General features: G+C 52.3%; 21 protein-coding genes. 11 read left to right on the forward strand and 10 right to left on the reverse strand.

Annotated elements, in window-relative coordinates:
• Window positions 1–15 precede the first annotated feature (15 nt).
• The 7 genes from rpoN to IBT47_RS17805 are packed head-to-tail and all read right to left on the reverse strand — an operon-like array spanning window position 16 to window position 5,885.
• Window positions 16–1,449: an RNA polymerase factor sigma-54 gene (gene rpoN / locus IBT47_RS17775; protein ID WP_200561836.1), complete on the reverse strand. Its 1,434-nt coding sequence runs from the start codon at window positions 1,447–1,449 to the stop codon at window positions 16–18.
• A 46-nt stretch (window positions 1,450–1,495) separates the two neighbouring features.
• The gene (gene lptB / locus IBT47_RS17780; RefSeq protein WP_200546540.1) at window positions 1,496–2,221 is read right to left on the reverse strand and encodes an LPS export ABC transporter ATP-binding protein; all 726 of its coding nucleotides are present in this window, start codon (window positions 2,219–2,221) and stop codon (window positions 1,496–1,498) included.
• 5 nt (window positions 2,222–2,226) lie between these two features.
• Window positions 2,227–2,775, reverse strand: a complete 549-nt coding sequence (gene lptA / locus IBT47_RS17785) for a lipopolysaccharide ABC transporter substrate-binding protein LptA (RefSeq protein ID WP_105592921.1) — start codon at window positions 2,773–2,775, stop codon at window positions 2,227–2,229.
• Window positions 2,747–3,322 carry an LPS export ABC transporter periplasmic protein LptC gene (lptC, locus tag IBT47_RS17790; RefSeq protein ID WP_200561838.1) on the reverse strand — a complete coding sequence of 192 codons (576 nt, stop codon included), beginning with the start codon at window positions 3,320–3,322 and terminating at the stop codon, window positions 2,747–2,749. Before lptC ends, lptA begins: the two co-directional genes overlap by 29 nt.
• Window positions 3,319–3,885 (reverse strand): 3-deoxy-manno-octulosonate-8-phosphatase KdsC, encoded by a 567-nt coding sequence (gene kdsC, locus IBT47_RS17795; RefSeq protein WP_105592923.1) that lies wholly within the window; start codon window positions 3,883–3,885, stop codon window positions 3,319–3,321. Before kdsC ends, lptC begins: the two co-directional genes overlap by 4 nt.
• Before the next feature lie 17 nt (window positions 3,886–3,902).
• A complete protein-coding gene (gene kdsD, locus IBT47_RS17800) occupies window positions 3,903–4,889 on the reverse strand; it encodes an arabinose-5-phosphate isomerase KdsD (RefSeq protein WP_200546542.1) in 987 nt (328 codons plus the stop codon).
• Window positions 4,890–4,904: 15 nt separating this feature from the next.
• Window positions 4,905–5,885: a calcium/sodium antiporter gene (locus IBT47_RS17805; protein WP_105592925.1), complete on the reverse strand. Its 981-nt coding sequence runs from the start codon at window positions 5,883–5,885 to the stop codon at window positions 4,905–4,907.
• A 227-nt stretch (window positions 5,886–6,112) separates the two neighbouring features.
• On the opposite strand from IBT47_RS17805, the gene mlaF reads away from it, so the two are divergent.
• From mlaF to murA, 7 genes are all read left to right on the forward strand, one after another.
• The gene (gene mlaF / locus IBT47_RS17810; RefSeq protein ID WP_200561840.1) at window positions 6,113–6,925 is read left to right on the forward strand and encodes a phospholipid ABC transporter ATP-binding protein MlaF; all 813 of its coding nucleotides are present in this window, start codon (window positions 6,113–6,115) and stop codon (window positions 6,923–6,925) included.
• Between the two features lie 7 nt (window positions 6,926–6,932).
• On the forward strand, window positions 6,933–7,715 hold the full coding sequence (mlaE, locus tag IBT47_RS17815) for a lipid asymmetry maintenance ABC transporter permease subunit MlaE (protein WP_105592927.1): 783 nt from the start codon (window positions 6,933–6,935) through the stop codon (window positions 7,713–7,715).
• Window positions 7,716–7,719: 4 nt separating this feature from the next.
• On the forward strand, window positions 7,720–8,274 hold the full coding sequence (gene mlaD / locus IBT47_RS17820; RefSeq protein WP_105593106.1) for an outer membrane lipid asymmetry maintenance protein MlaD: 555 nt from the start codon (window positions 7,720–7,722) through the stop codon (window positions 8,272–8,274).
• Window positions 8,274–8,909, forward strand: coding sequence for a phospholipid-binding protein MlaC (mlaC, locus tag IBT47_RS17825; RefSeq protein ID WP_200561842.1), 636 nt, complete (start codon window positions 8,274–8,276; stop codon window positions 8,907–8,909). The genes mlaD and mlaC overlap by 1 nt, the downstream gene beginning before the upstream one ends.
• 5 nt (window positions 8,910–8,914) lie before the next feature.
• On the forward strand, window positions 8,915–9,214 hold the full coding sequence (gene mlaB, locus IBT47_RS17830) for a lipid asymmetry maintenance protein MlaB (protein WP_200546545.1): 300 nt from the start codon (window positions 8,915–8,917) through the stop codon (window positions 9,212–9,214).
• A 229-nt stretch (window positions 9,215–9,443) separates the two neighbouring features.
• Window positions 9,444–9,698, forward strand: coding sequence for a BolA family iron metabolism protein IbaG (ibaG, locus tag IBT47_RS17835; RefSeq protein ID WP_105593107.1), 255 nt, complete (start codon window positions 9,444–9,446; stop codon window positions 9,696–9,698).
• 79 nt (window positions 9,699–9,777) lie between these two features.
• Window positions 9,778–11,040 (forward strand): UDP-N-acetylglucosamine 1-carboxyvinyltransferase, encoded by a 1,263-nt coding sequence (gene murA / locus IBT47_RS17840; protein ID WP_200561844.1) that lies wholly within the window; start codon window positions 9,778–9,780, stop codon window positions 11,038–11,040.
• A 50-nt stretch (window positions 11,041–11,090) separates the two neighbouring features.
• Here the strand turns inward: murA and IBT47_RS17845 are convergent, their stop codons facing one another.
• A complete protein-coding gene (locus tag IBT47_RS17845; protein WP_105592931.1) occupies window positions 11,091–11,351 on the reverse strand; it encodes a helix-turn-helix transcriptional regulator in 261 nt (86 codons plus the stop codon).
• 303 nt (window positions 11,352–11,654) lie between these two features.
• Window positions 11,655–12,629: an octaprenyl diphosphate synthase gene (ispB, locus tag IBT47_RS17850; protein ID WP_200561846.1), complete on the reverse strand. Its 975-nt coding sequence runs from the start codon at window positions 12,627–12,629 to the stop codon at window positions 11,655–11,657.
• A 262-nt stretch (window positions 12,630–12,891) separates the two neighbouring features.
• Between ispB and rplU the strand changes: the two genes are divergently transcribed.
• From rplU to cgtA, 4 genes are all read left to right on the forward strand, one after another.
• On the forward strand, window positions 12,892–13,203 hold the full coding sequence (gene rplU, locus IBT47_RS17855; RefSeq protein WP_004155106.1) for a 50S ribosomal protein L21: 312 nt from the start codon (window positions 12,892–12,894) through the stop codon (window positions 13,201–13,203).
• 15 nt (window positions 13,204–13,218) lie between these two features.
• A complete protein-coding gene (gene rpmA, locus IBT47_RS17860) occupies window positions 13,219–13,476 on the forward strand; it encodes a 50S ribosomal protein L27 (RefSeq protein ID WP_017349604.1) in 258 nt (85 codons plus the stop codon).
• A 98-nt stretch (window positions 13,477–13,574) separates the two neighbouring features.
• Window positions 13,575–13,724, forward strand: coding sequence for a hypothetical protein (locus IBT47_RS17865; protein WP_200561848.1), 150 nt, complete (start codon window positions 13,575–13,577; stop codon window positions 13,722–13,724).
• Between the two features lie 200 nt (window positions 13,725–13,924).
• Window positions 13,925–15,103: an Obg family GTPase CgtA gene (gene cgtA, locus IBT47_RS17870; RefSeq protein WP_105592933.1), complete on the forward strand. Its 1,179-nt coding sequence runs from the start codon at window positions 13,925–13,927 to the stop codon at window positions 15,101–15,103.
• A 45-nt stretch (window positions 15,104–15,148) separates the two neighbouring features.
• On the opposite strand, the gene IBT47_RS17875 is transcribed toward cgtA, so the two are convergent.
• A complete protein-coding gene (locus tag IBT47_RS17875; RefSeq protein WP_200561963.1) occupies window positions 15,149–15,562 on the reverse strand; it encodes a hotdog fold thioesterase in 414 nt (137 codons plus the stop codon).
• Between the last annotated feature and the right edge of the window lie 4 nt (window positions 15,563–15,566).

The raw sequence follows: 15,566 nt of genomic DNA on the forward strand, positions 1-15,566 counted from the left end.
TCCTTCTCAGTTCTTTCAGACCAGCTGTTTGCGCTGGTTTGATGGCGGGATGGATAAAGACTCTCGATATTTTGCCACAGTACGGCGCGCGACCATAATCCCCTGCTCAGAAAGCAGAGAAGTCAACTTGCTATCGCTCAGCGGCTTGGCGGGATTTTCCGCCGAAATTAATTTCTTAACCAATGCACGAATAGCAGTAGAAGAGGCTTCCCCCCCGCCTTCAGTACTCACGTGGCTGGAGAAAAAGTACTTCAGTTCAAATATACCGCGTGGGCTATGCAGATACTTCTGCGTTGTTACGCGCGATATAGTTGATTCATGCATATCGACTGCGCTGGCTATGTCTGCCAGTACCATCGGCCGCATATATTCCTCGCCCTGTTCAAAAAATGCCTGCTGTTGATCGACAATACAGCGTGTCACTTTTAGCAGCGTGTCGTTGCGGCTCTCAAGGCTTTTAATCAGCCATTTTGCTTCCTGCAAATTACTACGGATAAATTGTGAATCACTGTCGTTACGGGTTGAACCGCCCAGTGCAGCATAGTGCTGATTGATCTTTAAACGCGGAACGCTGTCGGCGTTAAGTTCAACCGTCCAGCGCGCACCGACTTTTCGTACCAGCACGTCAGGAATGACATATTCAGGTTCCTGCGTATTGATCGACTGTCCGGGACGTGGATCGAGGGACTGGATCAGCTGAACGGCACCCTTTAGAACCTCTTCTTTTAACTTTGTCAGGCGCATCAGGCTGCGGAAGTCATGATTTGCTAACAGATCGAGGTGATCGCTAACGATCAGCCGCGCTTCTTTCAACAGAGGAAGATCGTCAGGGAACTGAGAAAGCTGGACCAGCAGGCAGTCGCGCAGATCGCGGGCACATACGCCCACCGGATCGAATCGCTGTACGCGCTTCAGCACCGCTTCAACTTCATCCAGGCTGAGATCTTCATTCCCCATACTATCGAGGATATCGTCCAGCGAGATGGTCAGATAGCCGGTTTCATCCACGGCATCAACGATTGAAGTCGCGATCGCACGATCGGTGTCGGTAAAAGGCGTTAACTCCACCTGCCACATCAGATAATCCTGCAGTGACTGGGTGGTTTCCCCCTGATAAACCGGCAGTTCGTCGTCATGGTAGTCAGTACCGGTGCCGGAAGGTGTACCTGCGGTGTAAATCTCATCCCAGGTGGCATCCAGCGGCAGCTCTTCAGGCATGTCCTTTTGTTCCAGCGCTTCCCGGGTATCCAGCGCTTCGGTTTCCTGATATTCACGAGAGTCGATTTCCTCGTGAACATCGCTCTGCTCGAGCAACGGGTTGCTTTCCAGCGCCAGCTGAATTTCCTGCTGTAGTTCAAGCGTAGAGAGTTGCAGCAGTCGAATGGCCTGCTGTAACTGTGGCGTCATGGCAAGCTGTTGGCTCAGCCTGAGTTGTAAACCTTGCTTCATATTCAGGATAATAATTCCCTAAAAAACAAACCTTATGGCCACCTTATCAGAGTCTGAACTCTTCGCCCAGGTAGACGCGTTTCACCTGCTCATCGGCAAGGATTTCTTCAGGCGTACCGTGTGCGATAAGGTGCCCCTGGCTGACGATATAAGCGCGCTCACAGACCGCCAGCGTTTCACGAACGTTGTGGTCGGTAATCAGCACACCAAGTCCGCTATCACGAAGATGCTCGATAATCTTTTTAATATCAATAACGGAAATAGGGTCAACCCCGGCAAAAGGTTCATCCAACAGGATAAATTTGGGATTTGCAGCCAGCGCACGGGCAATTTCAACCCTGCGACGTTCGCCGCCGGAAAGCGCCTGGCCCAGACTGTCGCGCAGATGTTCGATATGGAACTCGGCCATCAGCTCATTGGCACGATCTTCACGTTGTTCGCTGGTCAGGTCTTCACGAATTTGCAGGACCGCCATCAGATTATCGTAAACGCTCAGACGACGGAAAATGGAGGCTTCCTGAGGGAGATAACCAATCCCCCGGCGCGCGCGCGCGTGCAGGGGCAGGATACTGATATCTTCATCATCAATCACGATACGGCCTGCATCGCGCGGAACAATACCCACTACCATATAAAAGGTGGTGGTTTTGCCGGCCCCGTTTGGCCCCAGTAGTCCGACAATCTCACCGGATTTCACTTCCAGACTGACGTCTTCAACCACGCGGCGGCCTTTGTAGGCCTTCGCCAGGTTTTCCGCAATTAACGTTGCCATGTTAGTTAGTTACTCTTCTTCTGACCGTTAGACGGTGTGCTTTTATCCTGCAGCTGTGACGGTACAAGTACGGTTGTCACGCGTTTGCCGGTGCTGCCGTAAGCCTGCATTTTCTGCTCTTTGACCAGATAGGTAATGCGATCGCCTTTGACATTGCTGTCCAGCTGCTCCAGATAGGCATTACCGGTCAACTCAACAAAATCTTTGGCCAGTTCATAATGCATTTTCTGCGCGTGTCCCTGAACCGGTTTACCGTTGTCCTGCATCTGATAGAAGGTTGCGGGATTGCCATAGGCATCAACGATAGTTTTATTGCTGTCGCCACCGGGACGAGTCACCACCACTTTATCGGCGGTGATCTTGATCGAGCCCTGGGTAACGATCACTTTACCGGTAAACGTGGCCACGTTCCCCTGCATATCCAGTGCCTGATTCTCCGAGTCGACATTGACCGGTTTGTCGGAATCCCCGGTCAAGGCCAAAGCCGGAACGCTGGCAGCGAGGAGCAGGGATGCCGTCAGGAACTTAAGGCTGTTTTTCATTTTGAATTTCATAAGATGTTTTGACCTTTTCAATCAACTCGGCAGTTTTCTTCCGTAAATTTCCGCGCATCTTCATTCCCGTGGAGTTAAAGCTGCGGCCATAAAGCGTAACTTGATCGTTAGAGGTGACATCCTGAGTTGTCAGGTTCACCAGCGCATTGTCGGTTGTAATTTTCTCCAACTGCGCATCTTTCGTCAGGCTTTTTACGACTACATTGCCGTACAGAAACAGCATACGATCGTTAGTCAGTTTGGCTTTATCGGCGCTTACTGACCAGGTAGCCACTTTATTTTCATCGTAAGTCGTCATCTTCGGGTTGTCGAACCAGCTGATGGCGTCTGTTGAAAAGTAAGTCACCTTGTCTGAAATCAGTCTGTAGCTCAGCCCACCCTCGGGGTTGTAAACGACGGTATGTGAATTATCACTCAGATAGGTGGGTTCGCTATCGTTGTTGCTGACTGCACCGTCACCGTTATCAGAATCCGCCAGATTCCAGCCAATCAAGATGATGGCAATCAGCGTCAGTAAAAGTGTAATCCAGCGTCTTGTTTTACTCATACAGACTGCCCTATGGCCTTATCAAACGTACCCTGAGAGATTAAGATCAGGTCACAAAGTTCCCGAACGGCTCCGCGTCCCCCGGCAATGCGGGTCACGTAGTCAGCTTTAGGCAGCAGTACCGGATGCGCATCGGCGACGGCCACGCTCAGGCCAACCTGGGCCATAACCGGCCAGTCAATCAGGTCATCACCAATGTAGGCAACCTGGCTGGCATTAAGCGCTAGTTTATCCAGAAGTTCGCGGAAGGCCAAAGTCTTATCAGACTGCCCCTGGTAAAGATGGGTAATACCCAGCGTGGTACAGCGATCTTCCAGCAGTTTTGCTTTGCGACCGGTAATAATCGCCACCTCCACATCCGAGGTCAGCAGGCAGCGGATGCCGTAGCCGTCTCGAACATTAAATGCTTTCAGCTCTTCACCGTTGTTACCCTGATAGATCACGCCATCAGACATCACCCCATCCACATCACAGATCAGCAATTTAATTTGCTGTGCCTGCGCCATGACCTGCTGACTTACCGGGCCATAGCAGGTGTCAACGGTGGCTGCTGGATTACTCATTCTCGTTTTATTCCTTATCAAACAACGCCGGCACGCAGCATATCGTGCATATGTACCACGCCCAACAGATGGTCGCCGTCGGCCACCATCACGGAAGTAATGTTCTTGTTCTGCATCAGATTCAACGCATCTACCGCCAGCGTATTGGGACGGACGCGAATGCCACCAGGGGTCATCACGCTGGCAATGCTGGCGTGCTGTATATCGATGCCCATATCAAACACGCGACGCAAGTCACCATCGGTAAAGATACCTTCGATTTTCATCAGATCGTTACAGATGACCGTCATGCCCATATTTTTGCGGGTAATTTCCAACAGCGCATCGCGCAGTGATGCATCGCTACTGATATGCGGCATTTCGTCACCAGAATGCATAATATCATCAACCCGCAGCAGCAACTTACGCCCCAACGCTCCACCAGGATGCGACAGTGCGAAGTCTTCCGCGGTAAAGCCGCGAGCTTTAAGCAAAGCAACCGCTAAGGCGTCACCCATTACCAGTGTAGCCGTCGTGCTGGTTGTTGGCGCAAGGCCCAGCGGACAGGCTTCCTGCGGCACTTTAACACACAGATGAATATCGGCAGCACGCCCCATTGCGCTATCGGGGCGGCTGGTCATGCAAATCAGGGAAACATGCAGGCGTTTCAGCACCGGTATCAGGGCCAAAATTTCGGAGGATTCTCCAGAATTAGAGATGGCGATAACCACATCATTAGGACTGACCATCCCCAGATCGCCATGGCTGGCTTCACCCGGATGGACAAAAAAAGCGGGTGTCCCGGTGCTGGCAAAGGTGGCGGCGATTTTTTTGCCGATATGCCCGGATTTGCCCATCCCCATGACTACCACTTTGCCACGGCAGCGTGAAATCAGCGCACAGGCCTGGTTAAAATCACCGTTAATGTACTGATCGAGCTGTTCCAGTCCCTCTCGCTCGATCTGTAAAACCTCTTTTCCGGCCGTTATAAAGTCAAAATCAGAATCGGTAATGATATGCGCCATAACTCTTCAGTCCTTTTACCAGAAAGTCACTGAGGGGAAACCGTACAGCATGACCACCCAGAGGATAAATCCGCACAGCAGCAACGCACCGGCTATCCGGCCAATCCGGCGGTTGCGTTGCAAACAGATCAGCGTAAACAGGGCGCTGACGCCCAGCATGACCCAGTAATCTCGGGCAAATGCGCTGGCATCAAAGCTACCGGGATGAATCAGTGCCGGGATACCCAGGACAATCACCATATTATAAATGTTAGACCCAATCAGGTTACCGATGGCGATATCATCTTCGCCTTTCAACGCGCCTGCGATCACCGTGGCCAGCTCCGGCAGGCTGGTACCAACTGAAATAATCGTCAGTGCAATAACCAGCTCGCTGATGCCGAAGTAGTCGGCAATCACCGTGGCGTTATCAATCACCATACGGGTTGAAACCGGCAGTAATATCAGCGCAACGGCCAGCCACAGGAAAGCTACTGTGTTGCCGACATCATCACGCGGTAGTTCGGCCAGCTGCTCACGGGTCAGGGTGTCATTATTCTCACGCTCTGCCCGGCGGGCGATTTTTATGGTGCACAGCAGCCAGCAGGCGGCGATGGCAATCAGCCCCAGCCCGTCATTCCGGCTAAGGTGATTATCAAAGAGTATGATGCCGCACAGCAGAGTCACCAGCAGCATCAGTGGCAGCTCGCGGCGTATCAGGTTGGAATGCACGGTGAGTGGATGCAGCAGTGCTGCACCGCCGAGAATGAGCAGGATATTGGTAATATTGGAACCAATTGCTGTCCCAACGGCGATATCCATCTGTCCGTGCGTTGCCGCTGAAAACGAAACAATCAGCTCGGGGAGGGAGGTGCCAATGCCTACCACGGTCATCCCGATGATCAGCGGCGGGATACCAAGCGATCGGCATAAAATAGCGGCGCTAAACACCAGACGATCGGCCCCATAAACCAGTAAGGCTAAACCGATAATCAATAGTGCTATAGCTACGAGCATGAAATGTCCTTTTATCGGATATAATCGTCGGTTGCTGCATGTGACGAAGCGTTTCTGGTTACGTTTTTTTAATGCCCGTGATTTTGACGGTCTAAAGCTAAAAAGTAAAACTTATGCCAGCTTTCGCGAAGTGATTGCAGTAAGTTTCTGTAAAAGTGTCCAGTCCGGCGGTTAATGCGTTACCATCGGAAGTATATTTAACGCCTGAATTGAGGATCGAGGTAACTATGGGCCAGACGGAAACGAATTTGGTAGATGTCCGGGATGTCTGTTTCTCCCGTGGCAACAGGCCTATTTTCGATAACATCTCGCTTACGGTGCCCAAAGGGAAAATTACCGCCATTATGGGACCCTCTGGCATTGGTAAAACAACGCTACTGCGTTTGATCGGCGGACAGATACCGCCCGACAGTGGTGAAATCTGGTTCAACGGTGAAAATATCCCCACGCTTTCGCGTTCCCGTCTTTATGCCGCCCGCAAAAAAATGAGCATGCTGTTCCAGTCCGGCGCATTGTTTACCGACCTGAGCGTTTTCGATAACGTTGCCTGGCCGCTGCGCGAGCACACTCAGCTGCCTGCGGCGTTGCTGCACAGCACGGTGATGATGAAGCTGGAAGCGGTGGGGCTGCGGGGTGCGGCGAATCTTAAACCTTCCGAGCTGTCCGGGGGAATGGCGCGACGTGCTGCGCTGGCGCGAGCCATTGCGCTTGAACCCGATCTGATTATGTTCGATGAACCTTTTGTCGGTCAGGACCCCATCACGATGGGCGTACTGGTCAAGCTTATCGACGAACTAAATCATTCGCTGGGTGTCACTTGCATTGTAGTTTCCCACGATGTACCTGAAGTACTGAGTATTGCTGATTATGCGTATATCATTGCCGACCAGAAAGTTATCGCCCAGGGTACGTCACCTCAACTGAGAGAGAATAATGATGCTCGCGTGCGTCAGTTTATTGATGGTATTGCTGATGGGCCGGTGCCGTTTCGTTTCCCGGCGGGAGATTATCTTCACGATTTAGTCGGCTCAGGGAGTTAACATACTGATGTTTTTACGAGCGCTGGCGTCATTAGGACGTCAGGGAATTAATACCTGTGCCGCCTTTGGCCGTGCCGGATTGATGCTTTTCCATGCACTTATCGGCGTTCCCAGTTTTCGCAAACATGCGCCGCTGTTGGTAAAGCAGCTTTATAGCGTTGGCGTATTATCGCTACTGATTATCGTGGTTTCCGGCTTGTTCATTGGTATGGTGTTGGGCCTGCAGGGCTATCTGGTGCTGAATACCTATGGTGCTGAAACCAGCCTCGGGATGCTGGTGGCACTGTCTCTGCTGCGCGAGTTGGGGCCGGTGGTCACCGCGTTGCTGTTTGCCGGACGGGCCGGTTCCGCGCTGACCGCTGAGATCGGTCTGATGAAAGCCACGGAACAGCTCTCCAGCATGGAAATGATGGCGGTTGATCCGCTGCGGCGTATTGTCTCACCGCGTTTTTGGGCTGGGGCGATCAGCATGCCTCTGCTGACGCTGATCTTTGTTGCCGTGGGGATACTCGGCGGTGCGATGGTTGGTGTGAGCTGGAAAGGGATCGACAGTGGCTTCTTCTGGTCAGCGATGCAGAATGCGGTCGATGTGCGTACTGATATTATCAACTGCGTGATTAAGAGCCTCGTGTTTGCCATTACCGTGACCTGGATTGCGCTGTTTAACGGCTACGACGCCATTCCGACGTCTGAAGGGATTAGTCGGGCAACAACGCGTACTGTGGTACATGCCTCTCTGGCTGTGCTCGGTCTGGATTTTGTGCTTACGGCACTGATGTTTGGGAATTGATTCGATGCAAACGAAAAAAAGCGAAATTTGGGTAGGTGCCTTCTTATTGTTAGCGCTTTGCGCGATCGTTTTTCTGTGTCTGCGCGTTGCCGATCTGAAGTCGCTCGGCAATGAACCGACCTGGAAACTCTATGCTACCTTTGACAATATCGGCGGCTTAAAATCAGGATCGCCGGTAAAAGTGGGTGGCGTTGTGATTGGCCGCGTAACGGATATCACGCTTGACCCAAAAAACTACTCGCCGCGGGTCACTATGGATATTGATGAAAAGTATAACAATATCCCGGATACCAGCTCACTGGCGGTACGTACATCAGGCCTGTTGGGCGAACAGTTTCTGGCGATGAATATCGGTTTCGATGACCCGGAAATGGGTACCGCGATGCTGAAAGATGGCAGCACGCTGCAGGACACCAAGTCGGCAATGGTGCTGGAAGATTTGATCGGTCAGTTCCTCTACAAAAGCGGAAATGGCAACGATAAGAGCGCAGATAAAGCAGATGATAACGGTGCTTCTGAGCAACCGGCTGTGGCTAACACTCCAGGAGAGGATAAGTAATGTTTAAACGTTTACTGATGGTGGCAATGCTGATCGTTGCCCCGATTGCGGCTAACGCGGCGGCTGATAAAACTAACCCTTATTCGATGATGAATGAAGCGGCAGCAAAAACCTTCGATCGTTTGAAGAATGAGCAAGCTAAGATCAAGCAGGACCCGAACTATCTGCGTCAGGTTGTTAAAGAAGAACTGCTGCCGTACGTGCAAATAAAATATGCCGGAGCGTTGGTGCTGGGTCGCTATTACAAAGATGCCACTCCGGCACAGCGAGAAGCCTATTTTAGCGCTTTTGGTGACTATCTGGCGCAGGCCTACGGTCAGGCTCTGGCGCTTTACAACGGTCAGACATACCAGATAGCTCCCGAGCAGCCGCTGGGGAATGCCGATATCATTGCTATCCGCGTTACCATCATTGATAAAAATGGCCGCCCTCCGGTACGTCTGGATTTCCAGTGGCGTAAAAACAGTCGTACGGGCGACTGGCAGGCTTATGACATGATTGCCGAAGGGGTCAGTATGATCACTACCAAGCAAAACGAATGGAGTGACATCCTGCGACAGAAAGGCATCGATGGTTTGACCGAGCGGCTGAAATCCTATGCGCAACAGCCAATCACGCTGGACAAACAGCAGTGAGCAACATGACGGCAGATTTGCTTAGCTGGACAGTCGACTCCGGCCTGTTGCGTCTTAGCGGTGAGCTTGAGCGCGAAACCCTGCTGCCGCTATGGCAGCAGCGGGATCAACTAATGCAGCAGGCTGAGGTTATTGATGTATCCAGCCTGGATCGCGTTGATTCTGCGGGGCTGGCATTACTGGTGCATCTGCGGCAAATCGCGTTACAAAAGGGCAAAACACCTCATTTCACCGGTATCCCCGATAAGCTCCGTTCTCTGATTACCCTGTATAATCTTCAGGAAATTATTGCCGATAATCGTTGATCCAGGACACGGCGGCTCAGGCCGCCGTACTCTTGCGGAACATATTGAGTTCGTTGATCTTTGCTTTCCTTTTCGTTTCCCCCGATCCTCCAAGCCTGAGCGACGTATAGCGTTATTCATTCTCATTTAGCCTTTTTCTGACGATCCTGGCATTTATTGCTTGTTTAAGAGTAGGGCAGATTCCACTAATATGTGTGCCTGTTTATTATCAGGTGAATTTGAAAGCATCATGGAAAATAGTGAAATTCAGTCCGTGCTTATGAGCGCGTTACCGCTGCAGGAAGTCCACGTCACTGGCGATGGCAGCCATTTTCAGGTGATTGCCGTGGGTGAGTTATTCGGTGAACTGAGCCGCGTGAAGAAGCAGCAGACGGTCTATGCACCCCTGATGGCCTATATTGCGGACAACCGTATTCACGCCGTTTCAATCAAGACTTACACTCCTGAAGAGTGGGCGCGTGACCGTAAGTTAAACGGTTTCTAAGCGGCAGCTGTCCACCGCGCGATGATGTGCTGGCGGGCTGAGCCGCAGATTTTTGGTCTGACAACAGAGAGCAGTTGCAATGGATAAATTTCGTGTGCAGGGTCCAACCCGGCTGAGTGGTGAAGTCACAATTTCCGGGGCTAAAAATGCTGCCCTGCCGATCCTGTTCGCTGCTTTGCTGGCTGAAGAACCGGTAGAGATTCAGAATGTCCCGAAACTGAAGGACATCGATACCACCATGAAGCTGCTGGGCCAACTGGGTGTGAAGACCGAGCGTAACGGCTCGGTGCATATGGATGCCAGTAAGGTTGATGTTTACTGTGCCCCATACGATCTGGTGAAAACCATGCGTGCCTCTATCTGGGCGCTTGGCCCGCTGGTGGCGCGTTTTGGCCAGGGTCAGGTATCGCTTCCCGGCGGCTGCGCTATTGGCGCGCGTCCGGTCGATCTGCATATTACCGGCCTGGAACAGCTGGGTGCTGAGATCAAGCTGGAAGAGGGCTACGTTAAGGCCTCGGTCGATGGCCGCCTGAAGGGCGCACATATCGTCATGGATAAGGTCAGCGTGGGTGCCACGGTAACCATCATGAGTGCCGCTACGCTGGCAACCGGCACAACGATTATCGAAAACGCCGCGCGCGAGCCGGAAATCGTTGATACCGCCAACTTCCTGAATACGCTGGGTGCAAAAATTACGGGCGCGGGCAGCGATCGCATTACCATCGAGGGCGTTGAGCGCCTGGGCGGTGGCGTGTACCGTGTGCTTCCCGATCGTATCGAAACCGGTACGTTCCTCGTGGCGGCTGCGATTTCCGGTGGTGCAGTGGTCTGCCGTGCTGCTCAGCCTGACACGCTGGATGCCGTATTGGCCAAACTGCGTGAGGCGGGGGCCGACATTGAAGTGGGCGAGGACTGGATAAGCCTTGATATGCACGGCAAGCGACCGAAAGCCGTGAACGTGCGCACCGCGCCGCATCCAGGATTCCCGACGGATATGCAGGCACAGTTCAGCCTGCTGAATCTGGTAGCAGAAGGAACTGGGGTGATCACTGAGACCATTTTCGAAAACCGCTTTATGCACGTACCGGAACTGGTACGTATGGGAGCGCACGGTGAAATTGAAAGCAACACGCTGATTTGCCACGGTGTAGAAAAGCTATCGGGTGCTCAGGTAATGGCGACCGATCTTCGCGCATCAGCCAGCCTGGTTCTGGCTGGCTGTATTGCGGAAGGTACAACGATCGTCGATCGTATTTATCATATCGATCGTGGCTATGAGCATATCGAAGACAAGCTGATGGCTCTGGGTGCCAATATCCAGCGGGTCAGCGGTGACGAATAAACGTTGCCTGTAGTCTTTTAGCAAGGGCCGGTCTTCAATACCGGCCCTTTTTATTTTCTGATCAGTTTTTTACGATCGATCAACTGCTTTGTCTTAGGATCGTAATAGCGGCTGGGCCAGATCTCTGCCGGGTGTATCTCCAGGGCGTCAGCAATCAGCCATTCCCCCTTCGGCCACGGCCGGCATAGCGTATTAGCCAGCGTTGATGAGCTTAAGCCTGCGCGGCGCGACTGTTCGGCGAGAGTGGTGCCTCTTTTACGCAGGGCGGCAATGATATCGGCAGGATGCCAGTCTTGAGAATTATAGGCCACGTGCTCTTTCTCCTTGTGCACTTGTGGAAACAACAGGAAATAATCTGCACAGGGAAAGTCTTTTCCTGCGCATCCGTATTTACCGTATTAACCCTGACGATAGTAACGGAATTTATAAGAGCTTTATATCAACTTGTTTCCTTTAATTTCCAGTAATTTTTATGCAAAGAGCCAGTTTTGCGTAGCTCTACGCAAAAGTGGAGACAAATGATGTAACGTTACATCGTGCAGTAATATCAGGACTGGCGGTGGGGGAATGGCTAAGATGAATCATGAAAAGCGCGGATTTCCGCGCATTTTCAATCAGAATTCGCGTTGTACAGACATATGAGCAAGTGCCTCAAGTGCGCTGCGCCATGGAGATTCAGGTAGAACTTGCAGGGCAGTAATGGCTTTGTCCGCTTCCTGCTCGGCAGCACGGCGCGTCCATTCCAGCGAGCCACACTGGTTCATGGTTTCCAAAACTGGTTCCAGTAAATGGCGGCCATTACCTTCCTCAATAGCCTTACGGATCATGCTGGCCTGCTCAGCAGTACCGTTGCGCATGGCGTGCAGCAACGGCAGCGTCGGTTTGCCTTCGCTGAGATCGTCACCCACATTTTTACCAAGTGTTGCACCATCTGCGCTGTAATCCAGCAGATCGTCAATCAGCTGGAAAGCGGTGCCAATGTAGCATCCATAATCCTGCAGAGCCTTTTCCTGCTCTGCGGTGGCACCTGCCAGTATCCCGGAAGACTGCGCGGCGGCTTCAAACAAGCGAGCAGTTTTGCTGTAAATCACCCGCATATAGCTTTCTTCAGTGATGTCCGGATCGTTACAGTTCATCAACTGTAACACTTCACCTTCGGCAATCACGTTAACCGCTTCAGACATCAGCGCCAGCACCCGCAGCGAGCCGAGGCTGGTCATCATCTGGAAGGCACGGGTATAAATAAAATCACCAACCAGTACGCTGGCCGCGTTGCCAAATGCCGCATTGGCCGTTGCTTTACCACGGCGCATATCCGATTCGTCGACCACATCGTCGTGCAGCAGCGTTGCGGTGTGGATAAATTCGATTAGTGCCGCCACGGCGATGTGCTGCTTGCCGTCGTAATTGTTGATAGCGCGTGCAGCAAGAACGGCGATCATTGGTCGGATACGTTTCCCACCGCCGCTAATAATGTAATGGCCCAGCTGATTGATAAGGGATACGTCCGAGTTCAGCTGGTCGAGTATTGTCGCGTTGACATCCGCCATATCCTGCGCGGTAAGTTCATTTATCTGTTCTAAGTTCATCAGTCTGTTCAGCTATCGCTCGCTCAGTTTGCTGGTATGATAAGCGCCTTTACGCGTGCCTGTGGCATGAAATGTATGACAGATTGTACTTGAAAAACACAACGGTGAAAGCGTCCCATGCACGTTGCGTTTTTTTTCTGCAATACAGCGTAACTGGCACTTGTCATTGGCAGCGAAGTTGCGTAGAATTCGCGCCCTATTGTGAATATTTATAGCGCAGCCTGATAATCAAAAAAAGGCAAGCGCGAGAGCGGAGTTTTATATGTACGCGGTTTTCCAAAGTGGTGGTAAACAACACCGAGTAAGCGAAGGTCAGACCGTTCGCCTGGAAAAGCTGGACATCGCAACCGGCGAAACTATTGAGTTCGACCAGGTTCTGATGATTGCCAACGGCGAAGACGTTAAAATCGGCGCGCCTTTAGTTTCAGGTGGCGTGATCAAAGCGGAAATCGTTGCTCACGGTCGTGGCGACAAGATCAAGATTGTTAAGTTCCGTCGTCGTAAGCATTACCGTAAGCAGCAGGGTCACCGTCAGTGGTTCACTGATGTGAAGATCACTGGCATCAGCGCCTAAGAGGAGATCTGACAAATGGCACATAAAAAGGCTGGTGGCTCGACTCGTAACGGTCGTGACTCCAATGCAAAACGTCTGGGCGTAAAACGTTTCGGCGGCGAATCAGTTCTGGCAGGTAGCATCATCGTTCGTCAGCGTGGTACTAAATTCCACGCCGGCACCAACGTTGGCTGCGGTCGTGACCACACCCTGTTTGCAACTGCAGACGGCAAGGTCAAATTCGAAGTTAAAGGCCCGAACAACCGTAAATACATCAGCATCGTTGCTGAGTAAGGTTTTCGAGCCGCAGAGTGATTTTTAAGTCACTTCTTGCTGCGAAATTAAAAGCCCCGCATCTCAGTGCGGGGCTTTTTACATTCTGCCCGTTAGGAATGCTACTGAGTCGACTGGCCTCGCAACAGATCCTGTTTTTGCTGTACACTTTATGTTCAGTGATGGTGCTGCTGTCGGTGACGGGTATTCCTTTCATCGAACGGGTGGTGCTGGTCAGCGAAAAAGAGACGCTGACGCCTTTACGCTGAAGTTTTCAGAATTATTATCGCCTGGCTGGTTCGAACGCTTTCCATTCCGCCTCTGAAGTTTCAGGGTTCAATCGGAGTGACTGGTGCCTGGCCAGGTGCCATATTTTCCGCAATGGGTCATCGCTTATGGCCACGGCGGAGCAATCCCGTTCCGGTGCAAAGACACTGGGCCACGGGCGAATGAGTGACGGAGAAGTAAAATGAAGTTTGTTGATGAAGCGACGATCCTGGCTGTAGCAGGCGACGGCGGCAATGGCTGCGTCAGTTTCCGTCGTGAGAAGTATATTCCTCGTGGTGGACCGGACGGCGGCGACGGCGGTGACGGCGGCGATGTTTACATGCAGGCCGACGAAAACCTGAATACCCTGATTGACTATCGTTTCGAAAAATCCTTCCGCGCTGAACGGGGTCAAAACGGCCAGAGCCGTGACTGTACCGGTAAACGTGGTAAAGATATCATCATCAAAGTTCCCGTCGGTACGCGCGTTATCGATCAGGGAACGGGTGAAACGCTGGGCGATATGACCCATCATCAGCAACTGCTGATGGTCGCGAAGGGTGGCTGGCACGGGCTGGGTAACACCCGCTTTAAGTCATCCGTTAACCGTACTCCACGCCAGAAAACAATGGGTACGCCGGGTGAGAAACGTGACCTGCAGCTGGAACTGATGCTGTTGGCTGACGTGGGTATGCTGGGCCTGCCTAACGCGGGTAAATCGACCTTCATCCGCGCCGTATCTGCTGCAAAACCAAAAGTTGCCGATTATCCCTTCACTACCCTGGTACCAAGCCTGGGCGTAGTGCGTATGGATAACGAGCAGAGCTTTGTGGTTGCCGATATTCCGGGCCTGATTGAGGGGGCTTCAGACGGTGCAGGTCTGGGAATTCGCTTCCTGAAGCACCTTGAGCGCTGCCGCGTTCTGCTGCATACCATCGATCTGGCACCGATCGATGAAAGCGACCCGGTGGAAAATGCCCGTGTTATTCTGGGGGAGCTGGAAAAGTACAGCGAGAAGCTTTTCCAGAAACCGCGCTGGCTGGTGTTCAATAAGGTTGACCTGCTGGACAGCGAAGAAGCCGAAGCACGTGCTAAGGCGATTGCTGATGCGCTGGGCTGGACCGATAAATACTACCTGATTTCTGCTGCGAATCGTGTAGGCGTTAATGCATTATGCTGGGACATTATGTCCTTCATGAATGCCAACCCGAAACAAGCTGAACTGGAAGCGAAGCAGCCAGAGAAAGTGGAGTTTATGTGGGACGACTACCATCGTCAGCAGCTGGAAGAAGCACAGCCTGCCGTCGAAGAAGATGACGATTGGGATGATGACTGGGATGATGAAGACGACGAAGGCGTTGAAATTATCTATCAGCGCTAATCTGCGATGAAAACAGGGACGCCATGGCGTCCCTGTTTATTTTCATTAGCCGATAACGGCAGTGGTCAGGCGTGAAATGCAGCATAACCGATCGCGATCGTCAAAGATCTCAATCTGCCATACCTGACTGGTCGTCCCGGCGTGTAAAGCACGACAAACACCGCGTACCGTACCGCTGAATACGCCGCGCAGGTGGCTGGCGCTGATTTCTGTACCTACCACGTTCTGCCCATGCTGCGAACATAGCCAGCCCGCCATCGATCCCAGTGACTCCGCTAAAGCCACCGAGGCCCCGCCGTGCAGCAGGCCAAACGGTTGATGGGTACGTGAATCAACCGGCATGGTCGCTTCCAGACGATCCTCTGTCAGATGGGTAAAGCGGATCCCCAGTCCGGCGATCATATTGCCTTCGGCCATCTGGTTGAGTGCCTCCGTGCTGCTTTGGCGCTTCCACAGCAATTGC

This window comes from Erwinia sp. S43, assembly GCF_016624745.1.
GTDB classification, from domain to species: Bacteria; Pseudomonadota; Gammaproteobacteria; order Enterobacterales; family Enterobacteriaceae; genus Erwinia; species Erwinia coffeiphila.